The sequence below is a fragment of the Pseudomonas sp. 37 R 15 genome, assembly GCF_900004865.1.
Classification (GTDB): domain Bacteria; phylum Pseudomonadota; class Gammaproteobacteria; order Pseudomonadales; family Pseudomonadaceae; genus Aquipseudomonas; species Aquipseudomonas fluorescens_AM.
Genome location: NZ_CVTV01000061.1, coordinates 284,574 through 309,078, shown reverse-complemented (window position 1 = coordinate 309,078; position 24,505 = coordinate 284,574). Strand labels below are relative to the sequence as shown.

Genomic DNA, 24,505 nt, shown 5'->3' with positions numbered 1-24,505 from the left:
TCTCCCACACACTTTGTGAACCGCCCATGCCGAACCTGCCGCCCCTTATCCAGCGCGTCATAGAACTGATCAAGCGCTACCCGGGGGTGATCGCACTCGGCGGCTTCATCTCGGGTGTGGGCAGCTTCATCCTGGTGGACCGCCAGCAGGGCATGGCCAGCTGGATCGCCGTGATCCTGCTGGTGAGCTGGTTGTGGCTGATGCTGGAAAACAGCTTCACGCAACTGTTCACCAGGCTGTTCAACCGCGAGATACCGGAACCGCTGCTGCGCTATGCCACGCAGATGATCCACCAGGAAAGTCTGTTTTTCGTGTTGCCGTTCTTTTTCGTCACCACGGCCTGGAACAGCGGCCAATCGGTGTTCACCGGCCTGCTCGGCGCGGCGGCGTTGGTCTCGATCATCGACCCACTGTATTACAGGTGGCTGGCGCCCAAGCGCTCGCTGTTCCTCGCCTTGCATACGCTGACATTATTCGCCGCGCTGCTGACCGCGTTGCCGATCATTCTGCACTTGACCACCGCCGAGAGTTACAAGCTGGCACTGGGCGTCGCCATGGCACTGTCGATTCCGAGCCTGGCCGCCAGCCTGCCGCTGCGCAGCGTCAAAGGCTGGGTGATGCTGCTGGGAGTAACGGCCGCGATTGGCTGCGCCGGCTGGCTGCTGCGTAGCTGGGTGCCACCTGCCACCCTGTGGATGACCGAAGTGGCCATCAGCACCCAGCTGCAAGACCGCACACCGGGCGACGACCTCAAGCAAGTCACCGCCGCCCAACTGCGCAGCGGCGGGCTGTACGCCTATACCGCAATCAACGCGCCGCGCGGCCTCGATGAGCGGATCTACCATGTGTGGAAATTCAACGGCCAGGAAGTCGACCGCATTGCCCTGGATATCCACGGCGGCCGCAAGGAAGGCTACCGCGCCTGGACGCACAAGCAGAACTTCCCGGCGGATGCGGTAGGCCGCTGGCAGGTGCGGGTGCTCACCGAAGACGGGCAAGTCATTGGCGTGCTGCGCTTTAACGTCATCGACTCAGCACAAACGGACAACCCGGAGTAGGCCCGATCGTGCTATTACGTAGCAATTATGGATAGCCAAACACGCTCGGAGCTTATGACCACTCCCACCACAGCCGGCGCGGCCCAACTCGATACGTCCAGCACACCGCCGTTGCTGCGCATTACCGGTGACTGGACGCTTGCCCACTATGCAAACCTGAAGAAGCTGTCGAACACCCTCGACGGCCAATACGACGCCGGCGCGCGCATCGACCTTAACGGCCTCGGCGCCCTGGATACCGCCGGCGCGTCGCTGCTGGTGGAGTTGCTCGGCCCCGACCGTATCGAACGCTCCGCCGAGCAGACCGATTGCAGCCTGTCCGCCGCCGACCGGGCATTGCTCAAGACGGTCTACCGCTCGCTGAATGATTTTTGCGTCCCGCTCAAAGAGCCGGAAGAGGGCGCCGGCATCCAACTGTTGGCGCGCATCGGCCGCGCCGTGGACACCGTCTGGCAAGACGGGATGAAACTGTTGGGCTTCATCGGCCTGATCCTCGAAACCTTCGTGCGCGGCATCCTGCGGCCCAAGCGCTGGCGCCTGACGCCGGTGGTCGCGCATATCGAACAGACCGGCCTCGACGCCGCGCCTATCGTCGCGCTGCTGACCTTTCTGGTCGGCGCTGTCGTGGCGTTCCTCGGCGCCACCGTGCTCAAGAGCTTCGGCGCGACGATCTTCACCGTGGACCTGGTGGCGTTCTCATTCCTGCGCGAATTCGGCGTGTTGCTCACCGCCATTCTGATCGCCGGCCGCACGGCCAGCGCCTTTACCGCACAAATCGGCTCGATGAAGGCCAACGAAGAAATCGACGCGATCCGCACCCTGGGCCTGGACCCGATGGAGCTGCTGGTGCTGCCGCGGGTCCTGGCGTTGCTGGTGGCGCTGCCGATGCTGACATTCCTGGCGATGCTCTCGGGGATTGTCGGCGGCGGCGTGGTGTGTGCGGTGGCCCTGGATATTTCGCCGGCGATGTTTCTGTCGCTGCTGCAATCGGACATCGGCGTGCAGCATTTTCTGGTAGGCATGGTGAAAGCGCCGATCTTCGCGTTCCTGATCGCCGCGATCGGTTGCCTGGAAGGCTTCAAGGTCAGCGGCAGTGCCGAGTCGGTCGGCGCGCACACCACCTCCAGCGTGGTGCAGTCGATTTTCGTGGTGATCGTGCTGGACGCGGTCGCGGCAATGTTTTTCATGGAGATGGGCTGGTGAATCGCGTGCATCGAGCGCCCACTGAGGCGGTGATTGAGGTTCGCGGCCTGTGCAACCGCTTTGGCAGCCAGAGCGTGCACGAGCACCTCGACCTGGATTTGTACAAGGGCGAGATTCTGGCGGTGGTCGGCGGCTCCGGCAGCGGCAAGTCGGTGTTGCTGCGCAGCATCGTCGGCCTGCGGCGGCCCAGCGAGGGGCAAGTGCGAGTGTTCGGCAAGAACCTGCCGAGTCTGTCCGAGCATGAGCGCTCACTGGTGGAACGACGCTTCGGCGTACTGTTCCAGAAGGGCGCCTTGTTTTCCTCGCTGACCGTCACCGAGAACGTCGCTTTGCCGTTGATCGAGCACGCCGGGCTCAGCCGCGCCGACGCCGAGCATCTGGCGGCGGTCAAACTGGCCCTGGCCGGGCTGCCGTTGTCGGCGGCCGACAAGTACCCGGCGTCGCTGTCCGGCGGCATGATCAAGCGCGCCGCCCTGGCGCGCGCGCTGGCCCTGGACCCGGACATCCTGTTTCTCGACGAACCCACCGCCGGCCTTGACCCGATTGGCGCGGCGCAATTCGACCAACTGATCCTGACCCTGCGCGATGCGCTGGGCTTGAGTGTGTTCCTGGTCACCCACGACCTCGACACGCTGTACACCATCACCGACCGCGTGGCGGTGCTGGCACAGAAGAAAGTCCTGGTGGCGGACGCCATCGATGTCGTCTCGGAAACCGACGACGCCTGGATCCACGAATATTTCCACGGCCCCCGAGGCCGCGCGGCATTGGATGCCGCTCAATCGCTCAACGAGGTATGACATGGAAACCCGAGCCCATCATGTGATGATCGGACTGTTCAGCGTAATAGTGGTGGTTGGCGCGATGCTGTTCGGCCTGTGGCTGGCCAAGTCCAGCGTCGACAGCGCCTTTAGGGACTATGAGGTGGTGTTCAACGAAGCGGTCAGCGGCCTGTCCCAGGGCAGTTCGGTGCAGTACAGCGGGATCAAGGTGGGCGATGTCACCAGCCTGCGCCTGGACCCCAAGGACCCGCGCCGCGTGCTGGCGCGCATCCGCCTGGCCGGGCAAACGCCGATCAAGGAAGACACCCAGGCCAAACTGGCACTGACCGGTATCACCGGCACTTCGATCATCCAACTCAGCGGCGGCACCCCGCAAAGCCCGGAACTCAAGGGCAAGGATGGCAACCTGCCGGAAATCATCGCGTCGCCGTCGCCCATCGCACGCCTGCTCAATAACAGCAACGACCTGATGACCAGCATCAACCTGCTGCTGCATAACGCCAACCAGCTGTTCTCGCGGGAAAACGTCGAACGCTTGAGCACCACCCTGGACAATCTGCAGCAAACCACCGGCGCCATCGCAGAACAGCGCGGCGACATCAAAGTGGTGATGCAGCAATTGATGCAAGTGAGCAAGCAGGCCGGCGGCGCGCTGGAACAGACCACCGTATTGATGCGCAACGCCAACGGCTTGCTCAACGACCAAGGCAAGCAAGCCTTTGGCAGTGCGGAGCAGGCGATGAAATCCCTTGAACAAAGCACTGCCACCCTCAATACGTTGCTGGCCAACAACAAGGACTCGGTGAACAGCGGCCTGCAGGGCCTCAATGAACTGGCGCCGGCCGTGCGCGAACTGCGCGAAACCCTCGGATCCCTGCGCGCCATCTCCCGCCGTCTGGAAGCCAACCCCAGCGGTTACCTGCTGGGCAGTGACAAGAACAAGGAGTTCACGCCATGAAGCGTGCTTACCGAATGATCGCCCCCTTGGCTTTTGCATTGATGAGCGCGTGCTCGATCCTGCCCAAGCCGGACCCGTCCGACGTGTACCGCCTGGCCTCCACCCAGCCCGTCAGTCAAGGCGCGCCGGTGAGCTGGTCATTGCGTGTGACCAAGCCACAGACCAGCGAATTTCTCGACAGCCCACGCATCGCGGTGGTGCCCAATGGCGATTTGATCAGCAGCTATGCCAACGCGCGCTGGAGCGATCCGGCGCCGGTGCTGTTGCGCAACCGTCTGCTGGATGGCTTCCAGCGTGACGGCCGGGTGACGCTGCTGAGTACCGACGAGACCAACCTGCAGGCGGACTATGAGCTGGGTGGCCAGTTGCAGGCGTTTCAGAGCGAATACCACGGCACGGCAGTGGAGGTGGTGATTCGGCTGGATGCTCGGCTGGTGCGCGGCAGTGATCAAAGGATCATTGCCAGTCGGCGGTTTGAGGTGAGGCAGCCGGTGGGGGATACCAAGGTGCCTTCGGTGGTGGCGGCTTTTGGGCAAGCCGGCGATCAGCTGAATAAGCAGGTAGTGGATTGGGTCGTGGCGCAAGGCAACACTACACCTAAAGGTTGAGGGCCTCATCGGGGGCAAGCCCCCTCCCACAATTTGAATGCATTCACAGATCAACATGTGGGAGGGGGCTTGCCCCCGATAGCAATCCAAGCCTCAACCAAAGAACCAGTAGCACACCGCAATAGCTGCAACGACCCCCGCAAACTCCGCCAACAACGCACACCCCACCGCATGCCGCGCCCGCTGGATGCCCACCGACCCGAAGTACACCGCCAACACATAAAACGTGGTCTCGGTACTGCCCTGGATCGTCGCCGCCACCAACGCCGGGAAACTGTCCACCCCCTGGGTCTGCATGGTCTCGATCAACATCGCCCGGGCCGCGCTGCCGGAGAACGGCTTGACCATCGCGGTGGGCAGTGCGTCGACAAACCGCGTGTCCATGCCGGTCCAGGCCACCACATGGCGAATCCCTTCCAGGCCGAAGTCCAGGGCGCCGGAGGCACGCAACACGCCCACCGCACAGAGCATCGCCACCAGATAGGGCAGCAGGTTCTTGGCAACGTCGAAGCCTTCCTTGGCGCCTTCGACAAAGGCCTCATACACCTTGACCTTGCGCAAGGCGCCGATCACCAGGAACAGCATGATCAAGCCAAACAACGTGAGGTTGCCAAGGATCGAAGACAACCCGGCCAGCGCCGTGGCGGACAGGGTCGCCAGCAACGCCATGAAGCCCCCCAGCACCAACGCGCCGGGAATCAGGTAGGCGAGCACGACCGGGTCCCACAAGCGCAGGCGCTGCATCACCGCTACCGACAGCAGGCCCACCAGCGTCGAGGCGCTGGTGGCCAACAGGATCGGCAGGAACACCAGCGTCGGGTCGGCAGCGCCTTGCTGGGCGCGGTACATGAAGATGGTCACCGGCAACAGCGTCAGCGAGGACGCATTGAGCACCAGGAACAGGATCTGTGCGTTGCTGGCCGTATTGGGGATGGGGTTGAGTTCCTGCAGCGCTTTCATGGCCTTGAGGCCGATGGGCGTGGCGGCGTTGTCCAGGCCCAGGCCGTTGGCGGCGAAGTTGAGGGTGATCAAGCCGACGGCTGGGTGACCGGCGGGCACTTCCGGCATCAGGCGACGAAACAGCGGGCCCAGGGCCTTGGCCAGCCAGTCGACGATCCCGGCTTTTTCGGCGATACGCAGAAAGCCCAGCCACAGTGTCAGGGTGCCGAACAAGAGCACCATGACCTCCACCGACAATTTGGCCATGGCGAAAATGCTTTCCACCATCGCCGCAAAAATCCCGGCGTTACCGCCCACCAGCCATTGCGCCAGTGCTGACACCATTGCCACCACAAAGAAGCCAAGCCACAGGCCATTGAGCATCAGTTAAATCCCCCGAAAGATGGGGCGAATGATAGCGGGGCTGGCAGAAACGACAAACCCCGGAATTATCCGGGGTTTGTGTCAGCGCAATCGAGCGATCAGCCGCGAGTGATCTCGCCGGCCGGCAGCGCCTCTTTGCTGCGCCAGTGCGGCAGCGAATTCCAATAGCGCTCGCCCTTGGCATCGTCGTACATGCCTTCCCAGCGAGAGATAACCAGCACCGCCAGGGCGTTGCCGATCACGTTCAGCGCGGTACGCGCCATGTCCATCACACGGTCGACACCTGCGATAAACGCCAGGCCTTCCAATGGAATGCCCACGCTGCCCAGGGTAGCCAGCAGCACCACGAAGGACACACCCGGCACGCCAGCGATGCCTTTGGAGGTGACCATCAGGGTCAGCACCAGCATCAGTTGTTGGCCGATCGACAGGTCGATGCCGTACAGCTGGGCAATGAAGATCGCGGCGATGCTCTGGTACAGGGTCGAACCATCGAGATTGAACGAATAACCCGTCGGCACCACGAAGCTGCAGATCGCCTTTGGCGCGCCATAGGCTTCCATCTTCTCGATCACACGCGGCAGCACGGTTTCGGAACTGGCGGTGGAGTAGGCAAGCACCAGCTCATCTTTGAAGATGCGCATCAGCTTGAGGATCGAGAAACCAAACAGGCGGGCGATCAGGCCCAGCACCGCAAACGCGAAGAACAGAATTGCGACGTAAACCAGGATCACCAGCTTGGCCAATGGCAGCAGCGAGGCGAAGCCGAAGTTGGCGACCGTCACCGCGATCAGCGCAAATACACCGATAGGGGCGTACTTCATGATCATGTGAGTGACTTTGAACATGCTCTCGGACACGCCCTGGAACATCGTCACCAAAGGCTCGCGCAGTTCCGGCTTGAGGCTCGACAAGCCCAGGCCGAACAGCACGGAGAAGAAGATGATCGGCAGCATCTCGCCACGGGCGACGGCCGCGAAGATGTTCGACGGGATCAGGTTGAGAATGGTCTCGATGAACGCGTGCTCATGCTGCACTTCGGCGGCGGTGGCCTGGTATTTGGAGATATCGACAGTGCCCAGGGTACTCATGTCGATGCCCGCGCCCGGATGGAACAGGTTGGCCAGCAACAGGCCGACCACGATGGCGATGGTGGTGACGACTTCAAAGTAGAGGATGGTCTTGACGCCGATGCGGCCCAGCTTTTTCGCGTCACCCACACCGGCAATGCCGACGATCAGCGAGGAGATCACGATTGGGATGACGATCATCTTGATCAGGCGGATAAAGATATCGCCTGCCGGCTGCAGCACGTTGCTGATCCACCAGGCCTTTTCAGCACTGAAATGGTTGAGCACTGCACCGATTGCGATCCCCAGCACCAAACCGATGAGGATCTGCCAGGCGAGGCTTAGCTTTGCCTTCTTCATGTCATTACCCTTACTTCAAGTGAACTTAAGGCAAATGCGCCAGCTGGACCGCTCGAAAGCGAAAAAGTGTGAGCATCTGCCTCCATGGAAGGTCACCGCAGCGTGGCCGAAATGGCTTACTGGCAGGCGAAAAAAGGCGCAACTATTCCCATGCAAGGCAGCGACGTCTAATGCCGTAAACGCCTACCCTATGCCGAATCGGCATGGCTTTTTTTGAAAATAATTGTCTGAACGGTCAGTTCGAATCCGCCATTGAAGCGGGTGAAACGGCCGTGAAGCTGCCAATTCCGGCTTGCGCAGAGGTAGCTGAGAACTCGGGGGTGTTGAGCAGAAATGCCTGGAATATCCGCGGCCTGGCGTAAGAAATAACCTGTAGCGCTCGGAAAAACTTCTCGATGGATGGTCGCGTCGACACACTACGTAATGATTAGCGAGAGGCAAAACGAAGAATGCCAGCTATGAGCGGCATGACGTGAGCAATGAGAGTCATAAGCCCGCCGCAAGTTCAGCAAGCTTGAGGACTTGTGAACTTGCGTCGCAGCTTTTCACCTGACCCGGCCCTTGCGCAGGCACTCCCTGTACCCGTAGATCGCGCCGATCCTGATCGATCAGAGCAACCCGACCCCCTGGTCATGCATCGCGCGTGGTGCGCGATGCAAACAGAAAGAAGCAAACTGGCTTCTTTCTATGGACGCCGGCTCCGTAAGACGGAACCTAGTACCAATTCGGATCTTTCTTCAGCTGCTCCATCAGCAGCTTCTGCATGCCTTCATCCGGCTTACCGATAAAACGGTAATCGGCGTGCCGCGTCGGGGATTTGTCCGCCGGCAGGCCGGCCGGGACTTCCACCAACATGGCGTAGGCATCTTCCTTATCAAAGCTGAAGGCGACGATCAGGCGCTTGTTCAGGCAGGTATCTGCCGTTTCACACAGCGGCCCTACCAGATACTTGTCGCCATCCTCTTCGACAGCGTTCATCTGCTCGGCCGTACCCGACAGGTTCATTACCCATTCGGGCAGGCGCTCTTCTTTCTTCACCACGCCTTGCCAGGTTTCACGGTACTGTGGGTCCGCGCTGAGCAATTCATTGGCCCGGGATTGGCCGTCGTTGGCGGCCATCACCAGGCCGCTGCCGCCTAACAGCAGGGCGGCGGCAATGGCTTTAAAAGGCAGAGTGGTCATATTCAGCCTCGGCCTTTACGACCAAAGAAGAACGAAGCGATAAACATCACCAGGAAGACCACAAAGAGAATCTTGGCGATACCCGTAGCCGTACCGGCGATACCACCGAAGCCCAGGACTGCAGCCACAATGGCGATGATCAGAAATGTGATTGCCCAACTCAACATGGTGATTCTCCTTAAGCTTTCATAGAGGTAACAGCGGTGATGCCGTGCGGTCGCTCGGCGCGAGCGACGTTGTGTTGCTTAGAACACCCAGCGTTCTTGAACGGGCAGTTCGCTCAGGGTGGACTCCTGGTCTGCCAATCTCAGTCGCGGGGCGGTTACATCGGCAGCCGTGCTACCAACGGAACGAAAGTGGGTCTGGGTCATGACAGGCCGTTCAAACTGCGGGGCTAGCTGCTGACTCTGCTGCCAATGCTGCATCTGCTGGCCGGCAATCAGCGTGACCATCAAGGCCAGGCTGGCGAACAGACCTTGCTGCACGTACAGCGGCGATACACGCAATTGGCTGAGGCTTTGGCGAGTCATACTGCTTTCTCCCGCATTCTGATTATTCGTTCATGACGCTCTATGCACTACCTATTGCAGAGCGCATGCCAGGTTTTTTACAAAATAAAACCTAATAAAATCAGATAGTTATGAAATACACACAGGTGCGCGTCACAGCATCCTGCACGATACCCTCCCAACAGCCGTGCGAAATGCACGATGGCCAGTGGTCGGGTCAAGGGATCGAAAGCGCCGGAGTGATTGCCGAAGCGCCGAGAAGATATGAAAACGCCACTAGATCGGGCCTTTTACCGGCGCGTGTAGGAAGATGTGCAGATAGCTACGCCACGTTGCCTTTTATCAATCAGAATAAACCATGCAACTTGCCCGATTATTCCGGGACTAAACACCAACATTCACAGTTAAGGAGCGCGGGACAGATGGAATCAGCCAAGGAACTTCAAGGCCGCATTCTTTTAGTGGATGACGAGTCCGCGATCCTCCGTACCTTCCGCTATTGCCTGGAAGATGAAGGCTATACCGTTGCCACCGCCAACAGCGCAGCCCAGGCCGATGCCTTGATGCAACGCCAAGTGTTCGACCTGTGCTTCCTTGACTTGCGCCTGGGCGAGGACAACGGCCTGGATGTATTGGCTCATATGCGTATTCAAGCGCCATGGATGCGTGTCGTGATCGTGACCGCCCATTCGGCGGTGGACACCGCGGTGGATGCCATCCAGGCCGGCGCCGCCGACTATCTGGTCAAGCCCTGCAGCCCGGACCAGTTGCGCCTGGCCACCGCCAAGCAACTGGAAGTGCGCCAGCTCTCGGCGCGGCTGGAAGCCCTGGAAGGTGCGGTGCGCCAGCCCAAGGACGGCCTCGATTCCCACAGCCCGGCCATGATGGTGGTACTGGAAACCGCACGGCAGGTAGCGGGCACCGATGCCAATATCTTGATCCTCGGCGAGTCGGGCACCGGTAAGGGCGAGCTGGCGCGGGCCATTCACGGCTGGAGCAAACGCTCGAAGAAATCCTGCGTGACCATCAACTGCCCATCGTTGACCGCAGAACTGATGGAGAGCGAACTGTTCGGTCACAGCCGCGGCGCATTTACCGGCGCCAGCGAAAGCACATTGGGCCGCGTCAACCAGGCAGACGGCGGCACGCTGTTTCTCGACGAGATCGGCGACTTTCCGCTCACTCTGCAACCCAAGCTGCTGCGATTCATTCAGGATAAGGAATACGAGCGGGTGGGCGACCCGGTTACCCGCCGCGCAGATGTGCGCATTCTTGCCGCCACCAACCTGAACCTGGAAGACATGGTGCGCGACGGCCGCTTCCGTGAAGATTTGCTGTATCGCCTCAACGTCATCACGTTGCACCTGCCGCCGCTGCGCGAACGCAGTGAAGACATCCTGACCCTGGCCGACCGCTTCCTGGCACGTTTCGTCAAGGAATATGCCCGCCCGGCGCGCGGCTTCAGCGATCAGGCGCGCGAAGCGCTGCTCAACTATCGCTGGCCCGGCAACATCCGGGAGCTGCGCAACGTGGTGGAACGCGCCAGCATCATCTGCCCTCAGGAGAAGGTCGAGATCAGTCACCTCGGCATGGCCGAGCAACCGACCAACAACGCACCGCGCATTGGTGCGGCGCTGAGCCTGGACGAGCTGGAAAAGGCCCATATCGGCGCCGTTCTCGCCACCAGCGATACCTTGGACCAGGCTGCTCGCACCCTCGGCATCGATGCGTCGACCCTGTATCGCAAACGCAAACAGTACAACTTATGAGCTGTACCTCATGAAGCTCGCGATGAAACTGCGCACCCGGTTATTCCTGAGCATCTCGGCGCTGATCACCGTGGCCCTGCTGGGGCTGATTCTGGGCCTGGTCAGCGTCATGCAGATGGCCAAGACCCAGGAGTCGTTGATTCGCAGCAATTTCGTCACCCTCGACCTGGGCGTGAAATTGCGCCAGAGCCTGGGCGATCAACTGATCATGATGCTCGAAAAGCGCCCTGATCCGGCCGCCCTGCAAGCCTCCAAACAGCGCTATTTCGACCTGTTGGACCAGGGCATAGCCCATGAACAGCGTGACGGTCACGCCCACGGTTTCGAGCAGGCACGCAAGGACTACCAGAACCTGCTGCAGGCATTTGACGAATCCCAGCAAAACCCGTCTCTGCCGGCCAGCAGGGAAAAGCTCACTGAAACCTTCAATACCCTGCGCAACGGGCTGATCGTCCACCACAAGCTGGCGCTGGAAAATATCAGCACAAGCGAGCATAAATCCCGTGAACGGGCGCTATTGATCGCCAGCTTGATGGGGCTGGTTGGCCTCGCGGTGCTGATCATCGGCTTTGTGACCGCCCATGGCATAGCCCGGCGATTCGGCGCGCCAATCGAAGCGCTGGCCAAGGCTGCCGATAAAATCGGGCAAGGCGATTTCGAAGTGACATTGCCGATATCGACGGCGGCGGAAATGAACCAATTGACCCGTCGCTTCGGCATCATGGCCGAGGCATTGCGCCAACATCAGGCCACCAATGTCGATGAGTTGCTCGCCGGTCAGCAGCGGTTGCAGGCGGTGCTCGACAGCATCGACGATGGCCTGCTGATGATTGACCGCCAAGGCCACCTTGAACACCTCAATCCCGTCGCGCAACGCCAGCTGGGCTGGGACGAAGAGCGCCTCGGCCAGGGCCTGGGCGAAGCGCTGGGCCGCCCGGAAATGGATGAACAACTGCAGCTGGTGCTGCGCGGCGGCAACCTGGAGCGGGCGCCGGAAGATCTGGAAGTGGAAGTCGAAGGTGAGCTGCGCCTGCTGACGTACAGCCTGACCCCGGTCAGTCACACCCAGGGGCATATTCTGGGCGCGGTGATGGTGCTGCATGACGTCACCGAGCAACGTGCCTTTGAGCGAGTGCGCAGTGAGTTCGTGTTGCGCGCCTCCCACGAGTTGCGAACGCCGGTAACCGGCATGCACATGGCCTTCGGGCTCTTCCGCGAGCGAGCCAAGTTCCCGGCTGAATCACGCGAAGCGGACCTGCTGGATACGGTCAACGAAGAAATGCAGCGGTTGATGCAGTTGATCAACGATTTGCTCAACTTCTCGCGCTATCAGAACGGCCTGCAGAAACTCACGCTGGGGCCGTGCGATGTCACCGACCTGCTGGAACATGCCCGGGCTCGGTTCGCCGAGCCGGCGAACGCGCAACGTATCGAACTGGTGGTCGAAGCCCAGCCCGACCTGCCACGCCTGTATGCCGACCAGGCGCAACTGGAGCGTGTGCTCGACAACTTGCTGGGTAACGCCCTGCGGCACACTGCCGAGGATGGGCAGATTCGCTTGCAGGCGCGACGTCATGGCGAACGGGTGATTATCAGCGTCGAGGACAACGGTGAAGGCATTGCCTACGGCCAGCAAGGGCGCATCTTCGAGCCTTTCGTGCAGGTAGGACGCAAGAAAGGCGGCGCCGGCCTGGGGCTGGCGCTGTGCAAGGAGATCGTGCAATTGCACGGCGGCCGCATGGGTGTGTATTCGCGGCCGGGGCAGGGAACGCAGTTCTATATGGCCTTGCCTTTGTAAGAACAGGCGCCCTCGCTACCAAAGGCTCGTATCCTTCAGCGCTGGTTCAAGGTGCGCAGGATCGCCGCACTTTGCGCATCGGGAGTGCCGTCGAACAACGATGGGCGGAAACGCATCTGGAACGCTGCGATGACGTGACGCGTGGCCACATCCAGCTCACCGGTTTGCGGTGTGGGGTAGCCCAGGCGCGCCAGTTCTTCCTGGAACCAGGTGATGCTCGGCAGTTGCGCGGCGTACTGCTGCTGGAATCGAGCCACTGCCTGGGCATCCGGCCAGACCCCCAAGCCCTCATCGGCCAGACGCTTCCATGGGAACAACGGGCCCGGGTCCAATTTGCGCAGCGGCGCGATGTCGCTATGCCCGATGATGTTTTTGGGCTCGATACCGTTACGCTTGCTGATGTCCTTGAGCAACACCACCAGCGACTTCACCTGCGCTTCGGAGTACGGGTACCACACCCGGCCGGTCGCGGTATCGCTATAGCCAGGGTTGACGATCTCGATGCCGATGGAGCTGGAGTTGAGCCAGGTACGCCCCATCCACTCGCTTTCCCCCGCATGCCAGGCGCGCTGGCTTTCATCAACCAGCTTGTAGATTGTGCCTGATGCGTCATCGCCGATCAGGTAATGGCTGCTGACCTGGCCGTGGGTCAGCAGCGCCAGGGAGCGCTCGAGATTGGCCGAGGTGTAATGCACCACCACAAATTGCACACGATTGTCGTGATTCACAGAGGGATGGCTGGTATTGAGGCGCGGACCGCTGGAGCAGCCGGCAAGCAGAACCACGGCAACGGCGATGAAGAAAGATTTCATAGGAGAAGGCATTACACAAAGGACGATAATGCAACAGTGTAACGTAACGCTGACGGGCAAGCGGTCAAATTACAAATTCAGAACATCTTTTACGCCGCCTGCACCCGATTACGCCCCGCCGCCTTGGCCCTGTAAAGCGCTTCATCGGCGCGCTTGAGTGCCAAGTCACTGCGCTCGCCCGGTTGGAACTGCGCGATCCCCATGGATACCGTGATGGTCACGGGCTCGCCCTTGAAGTGGAACGGGCAAGCCTCGATGGCCAGTCGCAACACTTCGCCCACAGCCAGGGCATCCGCCAAGGCCGAGTCGGGCATCAGCAACACAAACTCTTCGCCGCCGAAGCGCGCAATGAAATCGGTCGGGCGCAGGTGCTTGCGCAGCACATTGGCGATGATCTTCAGGACCTTATCGCCGGCCAAATGGCCGTAGCCGTCGTTGATGCGTTTGAAGTGGTCGAGGTCCAGCATGGCCAGTGACAGGCTGTTGCCACGCTGGTGCCAGGCATTGACCTCATGATCCAGGCGCTCACTCCAGGCCGCGCGGTTAGGCAGGCCGGTGAGCGGATCGATCAGCGCCTTCTGGCGCTGTATCTCCAGATGCTCACGATAGCCCTGGGCTTCCTGCTCCATGTTCGCCACTCGCTGAGCCAGGCCCTGGAGGCGCGCAGCCACTTCCTGTTCGCGTTGGTCGCGCTGTTGCCGGTGTTCGTCCATGGTGCCGAGCAAGCCTTCAAGGTGGCTCTCCAGCACCTGCTTGAGGCTGTCCAGATCGGCGGCTTCCTGCACGCTGCTTTGCAGGCCGTCTACCTGTTCGCGAATTTGCGTGTCCAGCTCCCGAGCGGCGGAGCGGCTGTCGGCATGCTCGTCGCTGGCGAACTGCAAATGGCCCTGGAATGCCTCAAGACGCTCGTTGAGCTGTTTAAGGTAAGCCTCGAACTCATGCTGGCCGCTGTCGGTCACCGCCAGCATCAGCACCGCCAGGTCATCGAGGATCGGCAGCAGCTCGTACCAGTTCAAGCCATGGGCCAGGCGCTCGCGCATGGCTTCGGCTTGGGGCCGGTGGTGCTCGGGCAGGGACAGGTCTTCGAGCAGGCCGAGCAAGGTGTCTTCAATATGCTTGGCCACCGAGCTGTAGGAAGGCTCGGGCGAATCGGGCAGGGCGTAGAGACCGTCCGGTTGCAGGGCGTCGGGGTCGGGCTCTGCGGTCTCCAATACGGGCGGGAGCGAAAGGCTGCCGATCAGCGTTTCCTCAGGCGTATCGACGGGGTCTTGCGGCGCATCTATAAAAGCCGCGAGCGCGCTTTCGGGCGCATCGTCCTCGGCGGGCGCTTCAGGCGACTCAGGCACCTCGGGTTCGTCAGGCGTGGGCGCGGGTGACGCTTGAACAGGCGCTTCGAACTCAAACGTTACACTGGCCGGCGCCTCTTCCTTGACGGGCGCCGCCGGTTCAGGCAAGGAGGCGGCCGTAGCTGCCGGCAATGGCGCAAAAGCCCGCAATGCCTGGGCCAGCTCCTCCGATTGCGCGGGCTCTGGAGACTCAGTCGCAGCAGGTGGGGCTGCGACAGGTTTTGGCGCAGGAGGTGTCTCTGGCTCGGGCGCTGGCGCTTCGTTCGAAAGCTCCTTGGCACCGAACAAGCGCTGCAATAGCCCAGGCCCGGAGCGCGGCGTTTCGCCATCCGGCCCCAGGTTATGCAGCGCCTGTTCCTGCAGGCTGCTCAACTCGCTGAGCAGCAGCGGGATTTCCCGTGCCTGCCCGACTCGACCGTCAAGCTGCTTGGCGAAGGTCTTCAGCGGGCGCGCCACCTCACGGGGCAGCGGCAGTTTCTGCAATTGCGCGACCAGGGCGGTGAGGGCGGTACTGATCTGGTCGACCCGGGTTTCACGGCGTTGCTCGGAATCCAGTACGGCCTTTTCCAGACGCGGCAGCAGGGCGGCCAGGGCAGCGTCCATGTCATCAGTGCGCACGACATCGCGCATTTCCTTCATGCATTGATCGACAGCGCGGTCAGTACCTTCCGCCGCCAGCGTGCTGCGCACCAGCCCTCGGCGCAGCAGGTCGAGGCGGGCGGCCCAGCGGCGTTCGAGCTTGTCTTGTTGCTCGACACTTTTAAGGTATTTTTCTTTCCAGCGCTGGGCGTCGTCGCTCATGCAAGAGGACCGCCGGTACCGGGGCTCAACGCGGGAAATGCATCAGCCGTCAGCGAACCCGGCAGACGAATCTCCACCGCGACCGGCAAATGATCGGAAATGGGCTGCGCCAGTACCTGCACACTTTCAAGTGTGAGGCTCGGGCTGAGCAGTATATGGTCCAGACAGCGCTGCGGGCGCCAACTGGGAAACGTGGCTTCGACTTGTGGCGCCAGCAAGCCCAGGTCACGCAGCGGAGAGTTCTGCAGCAGGTCGTTGGCGTGGGTGTTCATGTCCCCCATCAACACTTGGTGCTTGTAGTTGCCAATCAAGTCGCGCACATAGGCCAACTGAAGGTTGCGCGTACGCCCGCCGAGCGCCAGGTGCATCATCACCACCACCAGGGCTTCCGGGCCTTCGCCGAAACGCACCAGGATCGCACCACGCCCCTTGGGACCCGGCAACGGGTGATCCTCGATGACCGTCGGCTTCAAGCGACTGAGCACGCCATTGCTGTGCTGCGCCAGGCGCCCGAGGTTGCGATTGAGTTGCTGGTACCAGTAGGGGAAGGCACCGAGCTGGGCAAGGTGTTCCACCTGGTTGATGTAGCCGGAGCGCAGGCTGCCGCCGTCGGCTTCCTGCAGAGCGACCAGGTCGAAGTCGCTGAGCAGGTCGCCGATTTTCTGCAGGTTGCTGGTACGCCCCTTGTGCGGCAGCAAGTGCTGCCAGCCACGCGTGAGGTAGTGCCGATATTTCTCGGTACTGTTACCCACCTGAATATTGAAGCTGAGCAGGCGCAAGCGGCTGTCTGCCGGCAGGCCTGTGGACTCCAGGTGATGTTCGTTGACCTGCGGGTCATGCCGGCCAACGACACGTTCGGTACCCCAGCGACGCATGGCGAGCCCCTTACTTGGCTGCGCGCTCTTTGGCGATCAGCTGGTCGGCGACATTGAGGGTTTGTTCAGGGCCACCGGTACTGCCCAGGTCGAAACGGTACTTGCCGTTGACGATCAGGGTCGGTACGCCTTGCACGCCATACTTCTGCGCGAGTTCCTTGGCCTGTTTGATCTGGCCCTGGATGGCAAAGGAATTGAAGGTGGCCAGGAACTTGTCTTTGTCGACGCCCTGGGTGGCGACGAAGTCAGCCATTTCGTCTGGCTTGGTCAGGCGCTTGCCTTCTTTCTGGATCGCGTTGAATACCGCGTTGTGGACCTTATGCTCCACACCCATGGCTTCCAGGGTCAGGAACAGCTGGCCGTGAGCATCCCATGGGCCGCCGAACATGGCCGGAATGCGCTTGAAGTTCACGTCCGTCGGCAGCTTTTCGGCCCAGGGGTTGATGGTCGGTTCAAAGGCGTAGCAATGCGGGCAGCCGTACCAGAACAGCTCCACCACCTCGATTTTGCCGGGCACCGACACCGGGACCGGGTTAGTCAATTCAACGTAGGTTTTACCGGCTTCAAGCGGCACGTCGGCGGCTTGCGCGGTCATGCCGAAGAGACTGGCAGTGACGAGAGCGGCGCTGAGGATCAGATTACGCATGCTTTACTCCTGGACAAATAAAGTCGCCTCACGCGACCTTTAGGTGTGACAGGTCTACGCGGACATGAGTTCGTTAGTGTAACGGCAGCGGCCACAAAAAAGGGCGGCCTTGGCCACCCTTTTTATGCTTGCATCGATGGATTAATCGAGCGTTAACGTTGCAGGCTGTCAGTGCAAGCCCTGGATGTAACTGGAGATTGCTGCAATGTCTTCATCACTCAATTTGCGGGCGATGGTGCGCATGGTCATTGCGTCGCCATCATTGGCCCGGCCGGCTTCTTCCTTGCGGAAATCGGTCAGCTGTTTGGCGATGTAGGCAGCGTGCTGGCCGCTCAAGTGCGGGAAGCCGGCGGCGGCGTTGCCTGCGCCATCGGGCGAATGGCAGCCAGTGCAGGCGGGCAGGCCCTTGTCCAGGTCGCCGCCACGGAACAGTTTCTCGCCACGAGCGACCAGTTTCGGATCAGCAGCTCCCACACTGCCTTTCTGGCTGGCAAAATACGCCGCGATGTCAGCGATGTCCTGATCACTGGAGTTGGCCAGCAAGCCGGTCATTTCCAGCACCACGCGCTTGCCATCCTTGATGTCGTGCATCTGCTTGGCCAGGTAACGTTCACCCTGGCCTGCCAGTTTGGGAAAGTTCGGCGCCGGGCTGTTACCGTCCGGTCCATGGCAAGCACCACACACGGCGGCTTTCGCCTGCCCCGCGGTAGCGTCGCCTGCAGCATGGGCAACACCGGTGATGCCCAAGGTCAACAGCAGACTCACGATCAGTTTGTTCATCAGCTAATCCAACTACGGCTAAGGGTTTAAGAGTTATCTACCGGGTTTACTCACCATCAACTCATTGATGGCCTGGTAATCCTCAGTACTGCAGTCCATGCACAAACCACGCGGCGGCATTGCCTTGAAACCCCGGGTCACGCGTTGCATCAGCGTAACCACGCAAACTCGGTTGTACAGCGCTTCCGGTTCCTGTGTAGCCTGAGCGTCTTACAGGCGCGATCAGGACACCGAAGCGAGTCACCATCAGGTCATACATCGACCTTTTCAGGGTTTGAGAGCGTTTTGCGTTCTAATGCGCAATAAAGGTCTTTTCGCTCCCGTGAACTTCATCCTTCGCTGGGACAAAGCACACACAAAATCTGCGGCATTATATACTGGCGCTACTGAAACGGAAACGACACCGCTTGCCGCACCCTTTTTCGGCACCGCTCACATCGGAAAACTCATGCAACTCAAGAATCCCATCCTTGGCCTGTGCCAACAGTCCACCTTCATGCTCAGCGCCGCCAAAGTGGACCAATGCCCCGATGACGAAGGCTTTGAAGTCGCCTTTGCCGGCCGTTCCAACGCCGGCAAGTCCAGCGCACTGAACACGCTCACCCATGCCAGCCTGGCGCGTACCTCGAAAACCCCGGGTCGCACGCAGTTACTCAATTTCTTCAAGCTAGACGATGATCGGCGTCTGGTCGACCTGCCGGGCTACGGTTATGCAAAAGTCCCTATCCCGTTGAAGCTGCACTGGCAGCGTCACCTGGAGGCTTACCTGGGTGGCCGGGAGAGTTTGAAGGGTCTGATCCTGATGATGGACATCCGTCATCCAATGACCGATTTCGACCTGTTGATGCTCGATTGGGCGGTCGCCAGCGGCATGCCGATGCATATCCTGCTGACCAAGGCCGACAAGCTGACCTACGGCGCGGCCAAGAACACCCTGCTCAAAGTGCAGTCTGAAATCCGCAAGGGTTGGGGCGATGCGATCACCATCCAATTGTTCTCCGCGCCAAAGCGCATGGGCCTGGAAGACGCCTACACCGTACTGGCCGGCTGGATGGAATTGGCGGACAAGGGCGCGGAAATCGCCGAATAACTTTTCTGCAGGCAAAAAAAACCCCGGACTTCGTATGGGGAGGGGAAGTTCGGGGTCCAAGTTCCGGACCGCTAGGGCGGGGCCCGGATATCTGCCAACACTTAACACAACATAGGAGCATTGAAGGGCTTCACCACCCATTCAGTAACTCTGAGTGTCAGTTCACAGGTTAAGTTCCGGCAAGCTCGAAAAACACTTGGAAATAACTGACGGCGGCTTCCGATCCAAAGCGCTTCGCCATCACCCGTTGCGATGGCGAAGCCGCAGGATCAATGGGCCTCGTCCCAGTTATCGCCAACGCCCACGTCCACCACCAGGGGTACGTCCAGCTGAGCCGCAGCGCTCATGTGCTCGCGAATTCTCTCGCTGACCTCGGCGACCAGATCCTCACGGACTTCCAATACCAGTTCGTCGTGCACCTGGAGGATGACCTTGGCATCCAGACTCGACTCGGTCAGCCAGTTGTCCACCTTCACCATGGCTTTCTTGATGATGTCCGCTGCCGTGCCCTGCATCGGCGCGTTGATCGCGGTGCGTTCTGCCGCTGCGCGCTCCTGGGGCTTGTTGGAGTTGATGTCCGGCAAGTACAGGCGCCGCCCGAAGAAGGTTTCCACATAGCCCTGGTCCGCTGCCTGGGCACGGGTGCGCTCCATGTACTCGCGCACCCCGGGGTAGCGGGCGAAGTACACATCGATATAGGCCTTGGCGGTCTTGGTGTCGACGCCAATGTCCTTGCCGAGCTTCTGGGCGCCCATGCCATAGATCAGGCCGAAGTTGATCGCCTTGGCGCTGCGGCGCTGGTTGGAGGTGACCTCGGTCAATTCAACCTTGAAAACCTCGGCAGCCGTGGCGGTGTGCACGTCCAGGTCGTTGCGAAAGGCATTCATCAAGCCTTCGTCCTTCGACAGGTGCGCCATGATCCGCAGTTCGATTTGCGAGTAGTCCGCCGCCAGCAGCTTGTAGCCCTTGGGCGCGATAAACGCCTGGCGAATGCGTCGCCCCTCGGCCGTGCGCACCGGGATGTTCTGCAGGTTTGGATCGCTGGAAGACAGACGCCCGGTCGCCGCCACCGCCTGGTGGTAGGACGTATGAATACGCCCGGTACGCGGGTTGATCTGTTCCGGCAGGCGGTCGGTGTAGGTGCTTTTGAGCTTGCTCATGCTGCGGTACTGCATGAGTACCTTGGGCAACGGAAAATCATCCTCGGCCAGTTTGGCCAGCACTTCTTCGGCGGTGGATGCCTGCCCCTTGCCGGTCTTTTTCAGTACCGGCATGCCGAGTTTCTCGTAGAGAATCGCTCCAAGCTGCTTGGGCGACCCCAGGTTGAATTCCTCGCCGGCGATTTCAAAGGCCTGGCGCTCCAACTCGACCATCTTGTTGCCCAGCTCGATGCTCTGGATGCCCAGCAGCTCCTTGTCCACCAGGGCGCCCTGGCGCTCGATACGCGCCAGCACCGGCACCAGCGGTATTTCAATATCCGTCAGCACACTGGCCAGGCTCGGGATCGCGGTCAACTTCGCGTGCAGTTCCTGATGCAGGCGCAAGGTCACGTCGGCATCTTCGGCCGCGTAGGGCCCGGCTTGCTCCAGGGCGATCTGGTCGAAGGTCAGCTGCTTGGCGCCCCTGCCGGCGATGTCCTGGAAACTGACGGTGGCGTGGTCCAGGTACTTCTTTGCCAGGCTGTCCATGTCATGGCGGGTCGCGGTGGAGTTCAGCACGTAGGATTCGAGCATGGTATCGAAGGCGATGCCGCGCACCGTGATGCCCTGCGCCGGGTCGCCACCGATGGCGCAGTTGGCCAGGATGTTCATGTCGAACTTGGCGTGCTGGCCGACCTTGAGCTTGGCCGGATCTTCCAGCAAGGGCTTCAAGGCCAGCAGTACGGTGTCGCGGTCCAATTGCTCCGGCGCGCCCGTGTAGGCATGCGTCAGCGGGATATAGGCGGCTTCGTGGGCCTGCACCGCAAACGAAAGCCCTACCAATTGGGCCTGTTGGGCGTCGATCCCGGTGGTCTCGGTATCGAAGGCAAACAACGTCGCGTCGTGGAGTTTCTTCAGCCACAGATCGAACGTGGCCTGGTCAAGTATGGTGGTGTACACCGTCTCCACGGGCACTGCGATAACCGCCTCGGCAGGCACCTCGGCGGCAGGTGCACTTTCGTTGGCCGCCTTGAGTTCGACACGCTTGCTATCGCGCTGAATCTCGTCGTACCAGCTCTTGAACTCGAGCAGCGTGTACAACTCCAGCAACTTTTCGCGATCGGGCTCGATCAGGTGCAAGTCGTCCAGGCCGATGTCCAGGGGCACGTCGATTTTGATCGTCGCCAGCCGATAGGACAGGAACGCCATCTCCTTGTGCTCTTCCAACTTGGCCGGCAGCGTCTTGGCGCCACGAATCGGCAGGGTCGGCACAATGTCCAACTGCTCATACAGCTCTTTCAGGCCGCCATTCACCCCCACCAGCAAACCGGAGGCGGTCTTCGGACCAATGCCGGGAACGCCAGGGATGTTGTCGGAGGAGTCGCCCATCAACGCCAGATAATCGATGATCTGCTCCGGAGCGACGCCGAATTTCTCCTTTACGCCCTCGATGTCCATCGAGCTACCGGTCATGGTGTTGACCAAGGTAATGTGCCCGTCCACCAGTTGCGCCATGTCCTTGTCGCCGGTGGAGATCACCACCGGGCGGTCAGCGGCGGCGCTGCTGCGGGCCAGAGTGCCGATCACGTCATCGGCCTCGACGCCTTCGACGCACAGCAACGGGAAGCCCAGGGCGATCACGCTCTGGTGCAGGGGCTCGATCTGCAGGCGCATGTCATCGGGCATGCTCGGGCGATTGGCCTTGTAGTCGGCGAACATTTCATCGCGAAAGGTCCCGCCCTTGGCGTCGAATACTACGGCGAACGGGCTGTCCGGGTATTGCCTGCGCAGGCTCTTGAGCATGTTCAACACGCCCTTGACCGCACCGGTCGGCAGGCCTTTGGAGGTGGTCAGCGGTGGCAGCGCGTGGAAGGCGCGGTACAGATAAGAAGAACCGTCCACCAGGACGAGGGGCGCTTGGCTCATGAGCAGGATCAACCTTTTCGGCGGGTCAGGCGCTAGAATAGCCGGACCAATGAAAACAAAGGGACAAGGTTATCATGCGTACATTCAATCGCCTGCTGTTCACTGGCTTGATTGCACTTGCTCCGATGGCTGCCATGGCGGCAGACGATGCCCCGTCGGGAGATCCGGAAGTGACCATTCGCACGGAGGGCGACAAGACCATCCAGGAGTACCGTCAAAACGGCTTCCTGTACGCCATCAAGGTAACGCCAAAAGGGGCTCCACCGTATTTCCTGGTACGCGCGGATGGAACCGACGCGAACTTCATCCGTTCTGACCAGCCGGATATGCTGATCCCGTCATGGAAGATCTTCGAATGGAAATGATTCCCTAATTTCAACCGGCGCTGCCCTGAGCGGCGCCCGTAATGGCAGTTTTAACCATGTCTGTGTTCACCCCCCTGGCTCGGCCCGAGCTGGAAACCTTTCTTGCCCCTTACGGGCTCGGCCGCCTGCTTGATTTCCAGGGGATTGCCGCCGGTAGCGAAAATACCAATTTCTTTATCAGCCTGGAGCAGGGCGAGTTCGTCCTGACCCTGGTCGAGCGGGGCCCCGTGGCAGAAATGCCGTTCTTCATCGAACTGCTCGACGTGCTTCACAACGCCGACCTGCCGGTGCCGTACGCCCTGCGCACTACCGACGGTAGCGCTTTGCGCGAACTCAAGGGCAAACCTGCCTTGCTGCAACCACGCCTGGCCGGCAAGCACATCAAGGACGCCAACGCCCAGCATTGCGCCCAGGTCGGCGACCTGCTCGGCCACCTGCACCTGGCAACCCAGGGCGACAAGGTACTGGAACGCAAGACCGATCGCGGGCTGGACTGGATGCTCAGTGAGGGTGCAAAGCTGATTTCGCACCTCAACGACGCACAACAGCGCCTGCTGCGGGACGCGTTAAACGAGATAGAAGCCCACAAGGCGCAGATTCTCGCCCTGCCGCGCGCCAACGTTCATGCCGACCTGTTCCGCGACAACGCGATGTTCGAAGGCACGCACCTGACCGGCCTGATCGACTTCTACAACGCCTGCTCGGGGCCGATGCTGTATGACGTCGCCATCGCCTTGAATGACTGGTGTTCGGACGCCCATGGCGTGATTGATGGGCAACGCGCCCGCGCGCTGCTGGGCGCTTATGCGGGGTTGCGGCCGTTTACCGCCAAGGAAGCCGAGCTATGGCCGACCCTGCTGCGCGTGGCGTGCGTGCGGTTCTGGCTGTCGCGCCTGATCGCAGCCGAGTCGTTTGCCGGGCAGGACGTGCTCATCCACGATCCTGCCGAGTTCGAGCTTCGCCTGCTGCAACGCCAACAGGTCACTGTGCATCTGCCGTTCGCGCTCTAAAAAAGTGTGGGAGGGGGCTTGCCCCCCGATGACAGTGGGTCAGTCACTGATGTATTCACTGACACTCCCTCATCGGGGGCAAGCCCCCTCCCACATTTGATTTACGGCGACTGTCAGAGTGATTCAAGGCACCCGGCCAAGTCGTTGCCCAATTTCTCCAGCACCTGCTCATAACCCTGAGCAGTGGCCGGGGTGTAGCCGCCCAGCGCATCCAGCTCTGCCAATTTAACCGGCAACCCGGCAACCAATGTTTCAGCCAATCGTGGCCGCAACGGCGGCTCGCTGAACACGCAAGTCTTGCCCACTTCCTGCAACCGCGTACGCATCGCCGCCACATGCTGGGCCCCGGGCTGCACTTCGGCGGCAACGCTGAACACGCCGGCGTGCTTCAAGCCGTAAGCGTCTTCGAAGTAATCAAAGGCTTCGTGAAAGACAAAGTAAGGCTTGCCTTCAACGCCTGCCAGACGCTTTTTCAGGCGTATATCCAGCGCATCCAGGCGACCCTCGAAGGCTTTGGCGTTACTCTGATAACGCTCGGCGTTGGCCGGGTCGGCCGCACTGAGGTCAGCCGCCATCCGCGCGGCGATGACGCGCGCGTTCACCGTCGACAACCACAAATGCGCATCGACGCTGCCAGGGCGATGATCGTGATCATGCTCGTCGGCTTCGTCGGCATGGGAGTGGCTATCTTCGCCGAAACGGCGCAGTTTCATGCCTGGCAGATCCTGCACGGCCACCGTCGCAGCCGTGCGGCCCTTCAGCACACGCGGCAGGAACGTTTCCATGTCCGGCCCGATCCAGTACAGCAAGTCGACCGACTGCACGCGCCGTACGTCGGATGGGCGCAACGCAAAGTTATGCGGCGACGCACCCGGCGGCAGCAACACCTCTGGAACGGCCACCCCGTCCTGCACAGCCGCGGCGATCAGTTGCAGCGGTTTGATGCTGGTCAGCACCTTGACCTCGGCCTGAGCGGCGCCAGCCACGAACAAACTGGTGACAAATACGACAAAAACGGGAAAAAGTCGGGACACGATGACCACTCAATGGCGTAGGAACAGGTAACATAATAACGTCTCTATCAAATATCTGTCG

At 60.8% G+C, this 24,505-nt stretch carries 22 protein-coding genes and 1 pseudogene; 10 read left to right on the top strand and 13 right to left on the bottom strand.

Features of this window, described 5'->3' with window-relative positions:
- The first annotated feature begins 26 nt into the window (after positions 1-26).
- From BFQ04_RS27155 to BFQ04_RS27135, 5 genes are read left to right on the top strand one after another with little or no spacing between them, the layout of a single operon-like run.
- Positions 27-1,058, top strand: coding sequence for a DUF5924 family protein (locus tag BFQ04_RS27155; RefSeq protein WP_065953415.1), 1,032 nt, complete (start codon positions 27-29; stop codon positions 1,056-1,058).
- 54 nt (positions 1,059-1,112) lie between these two features.
- Positions 1,113-2,261 (top strand): ABC transporter permease, encoded by a 1,149-nt coding sequence (locus tag BFQ04_RS27150; protein ID WP_065953414.1) that lies wholly within the window; start codon positions 1,113-1,115, stop codon positions 2,259-2,261.
- Entirely contained in the window at positions 2,258-3,061 is an 804-nt protein-coding gene (locus BFQ04_RS27145) for an ABC transporter ATP-binding protein (protein ID WP_065953413.1), read from the top strand. The genes BFQ04_RS27150 and BFQ04_RS27145 overlap by 4 nt, the downstream gene beginning before the upstream one ends.
- 1 nt (position 3,062) lies before the next feature.
- Positions 3,063-4,001 carry an MlaD family protein gene (locus BFQ04_RS27140; protein ID WP_065953412.1) on the top strand — a complete coding sequence of 313 codons (939 nt, stop codon included), beginning with the start codon at positions 3,063-3,065 and terminating at the stop codon, positions 3,999-4,001.
- Positions 3,998-4,609 carry an ABC-type transport auxiliary lipoprotein family protein gene (locus tag BFQ04_RS27135; protein ID WP_065953411.1) on the top strand — a complete coding sequence of 204 codons (612 nt, stop codon included), beginning with the start codon at positions 3,998-4,000 and terminating at the stop codon, positions 4,607-4,609. The genes BFQ04_RS27140 and BFQ04_RS27135 overlap by 4 nt, the downstream gene beginning before the upstream one ends.
- A 93-nt stretch (positions 4,610-4,702) precedes the next feature.
- Here BFQ04_RS27135 and BFQ04_RS27130 read toward each other — a convergent pair whose 3' ends face one another.
- The 5 genes from BFQ04_RS27130 to BFQ04_RS27110 form a co-directional block, all read right to left on the bottom strand.
- Entirely contained in the window at positions 4,703-5,932 is a 1,230-nt protein-coding gene (locus BFQ04_RS27130; RefSeq protein ID WP_065953410.1) for a nucleoside recognition domain-containing protein, read from the bottom strand.
- A 98-nt stretch (positions 5,933-6,030) separates the two neighbouring features.
- Entirely contained in the window at positions 6,031-7,362 is a 1,332-nt protein-coding gene (gene gltP / locus BFQ04_RS27125) for a glutamate/aspartate:proton symporter GltP (protein ID WP_057725679.1), read from the bottom strand.
- Between the two features lie 714 nt (positions 7,363-8,076).
- Positions 8,077-8,544 (bottom strand): inhibitor of vertebrate lysozyme family protein, encoded by a 468-nt coding sequence (locus BFQ04_RS27120; RefSeq protein WP_065953409.1) that lies wholly within the window; start codon positions 8,542-8,544, stop codon positions 8,077-8,079.
- Positions 8,545-8,546: 2 nt separating this feature from the next.
- The gene (locus BFQ04_RS27115) at positions 8,547-8,711 is read right to left on the bottom strand and encodes a DUF1328 domain-containing protein (RefSeq protein ID WP_003187386.1); all 165 of its coding nucleotides are present in this window, start codon (positions 8,709-8,711) and stop codon (positions 8,547-8,549) included.
- A 78-nt stretch (positions 8,712-8,789) separates the two neighbouring features.
- Positions 8,790-9,074 (bottom strand): hypothetical protein, encoded by a 285-nt coding sequence (locus BFQ04_RS27110; RefSeq protein ID WP_065953408.1) that lies wholly within the window; start codon positions 9,072-9,074, stop codon positions 8,790-8,792.
- 401 nt (positions 9,075-9,475) lie between these two features.
- Between BFQ04_RS27110 and algB the strand changes: the two genes are divergently transcribed.
- Positions 9,476-10,822, top strand: coding sequence for a sigma-54-dependent response regulator transcription factor AlgB (algB, locus tag BFQ04_RS27105; protein ID WP_057725682.1), 1,347 nt, complete (start codon positions 9,476-9,478; stop codon positions 10,820-10,822).
- A 10-nt stretch (positions 10,823-10,832) separates the two neighbouring features.
- Entirely contained in the window at positions 10,833-12,620 is a 1,788-nt protein-coding gene (locus tag BFQ04_RS27100) for an ATP-binding protein (RefSeq protein WP_065953407.1), read from the top strand.
- A gap of 35 nt (positions 12,621-12,655) precedes the next feature.
- Here BFQ04_RS27100 and BFQ04_RS27095 read toward each other — a convergent pair whose 3' ends face one another.
- From BFQ04_RS27095 to BFQ04_RS30200, 6 genes and pseudogenes are all read right to left on the bottom strand, one after another.
- Positions 12,656-13,432, bottom strand: coding sequence for an N-acetylmuramoyl-L-alanine amidase (locus BFQ04_RS27095; RefSeq protein WP_065953406.1), 777 nt, complete (start codon positions 13,430-13,432; stop codon positions 12,656-12,658).
- 89 nt (positions 13,433-13,521) lie between these two features.
- Positions 13,522-15,579 carry a diguanylate cyclase gene (locus BFQ04_RS27090; protein WP_065953405.1) on the bottom strand — a complete coding sequence of 686 codons (2,058 nt, stop codon included), beginning with the start codon at positions 15,577-15,579 and terminating at the stop codon, positions 13,522-13,524.
- The gene (locus BFQ04_RS27085; RefSeq protein WP_065953404.1) at positions 15,576-16,454 is read right to left on the bottom strand and encodes an endonuclease/exonuclease/phosphatase family protein; all 879 of its coding nucleotides are present in this window, start codon (positions 16,452-16,454) and stop codon (positions 15,576-15,578) included. The genes BFQ04_RS27090 and BFQ04_RS27085 overlap by 4 nt, the downstream gene beginning before the upstream one ends.
- A 10-nt stretch (positions 16,455-16,464) precedes the next feature.
- Complete coding sequence (gene dsbA, locus BFQ04_RS27080; protein ID WP_065953403.1) at positions 16,465-17,100, bottom strand: thiol:disulfide interchange protein DsbA; 636 nt, start codon at positions 17,098-17,100, stop codon at positions 16,465-16,467.
- A gap of 168 nt (positions 17,101-17,268) precedes the next feature.
- On the bottom strand, positions 17,269-17,880 hold the full coding sequence (locus BFQ04_RS27075; RefSeq protein ID WP_065953402.1) for a c-type cytochrome: 612 nt from the start codon (positions 17,878-17,880) through the stop codon (positions 17,269-17,271).
- Positions 17,881-17,913: 33 nt separating this feature from the next.
- Positions 17,914-18,139 (bottom strand): annotated as a pseudogene (locus tag BFQ04_RS30200) (cytochrome).
- Positions 18,140-18,328: 189 nt separating this feature from the next.
- Between BFQ04_RS30200 and yihA the strand changes: the two are divergent.
- Positions 18,329-18,970 (top strand): ribosome biogenesis GTP-binding protein YihA/YsxC, encoded by a 642-nt coding sequence (gene yihA / locus BFQ04_RS27070; RefSeq protein ID WP_042943980.1) that lies wholly within the window; start codon positions 18,329-18,331, stop codon positions 18,968-18,970.
- 269 nt (positions 18,971-19,239) lie between these two features.
- On the opposite strand, the gene polA is transcribed toward yihA, so the two are convergent.
- Positions 19,240-22,035: a DNA polymerase I gene (polA, locus tag BFQ04_RS27065; RefSeq protein ID WP_065953401.1), complete on the bottom strand. Its 2,796-nt coding sequence runs from the start codon at positions 22,033-22,035 to the stop codon at positions 19,240-19,242.
- Positions 22,036-22,109: 74 nt separating this feature from the next.
- Between polA and BFQ04_RS27060 the strand changes: the two genes are divergently transcribed.
- A complete protein-coding gene (locus BFQ04_RS27060) occupies positions 22,110-22,400 on the top strand; it encodes a DUF2782 domain-containing protein (protein ID WP_057725690.1) in 291 nt (96 codons plus the stop codon).
- 56 nt (positions 22,401-22,456) lie between these two features.
- Positions 22,457-23,410, top strand: a complete 954-nt coding sequence (locus BFQ04_RS27055; protein WP_065953400.1) for a homoserine kinase — start codon at positions 22,457-22,459, stop codon at positions 23,408-23,410.
- Positions 23,411-23,523: 113 nt separating this feature from the next.
- Here the strand turns inward: BFQ04_RS27055 and BFQ04_RS27050 are convergent, their stop codons facing one another.
- Positions 23,524-24,453 (bottom strand): zinc ABC transporter substrate-binding protein, encoded by a 930-nt coding sequence (locus BFQ04_RS27050; RefSeq protein WP_065953399.1) that lies wholly within the window; start codon positions 24,451-24,453, stop codon positions 23,524-23,526.
- Between the last annotated feature and the right edge of the window lie 52 nt (positions 24,454-24,505).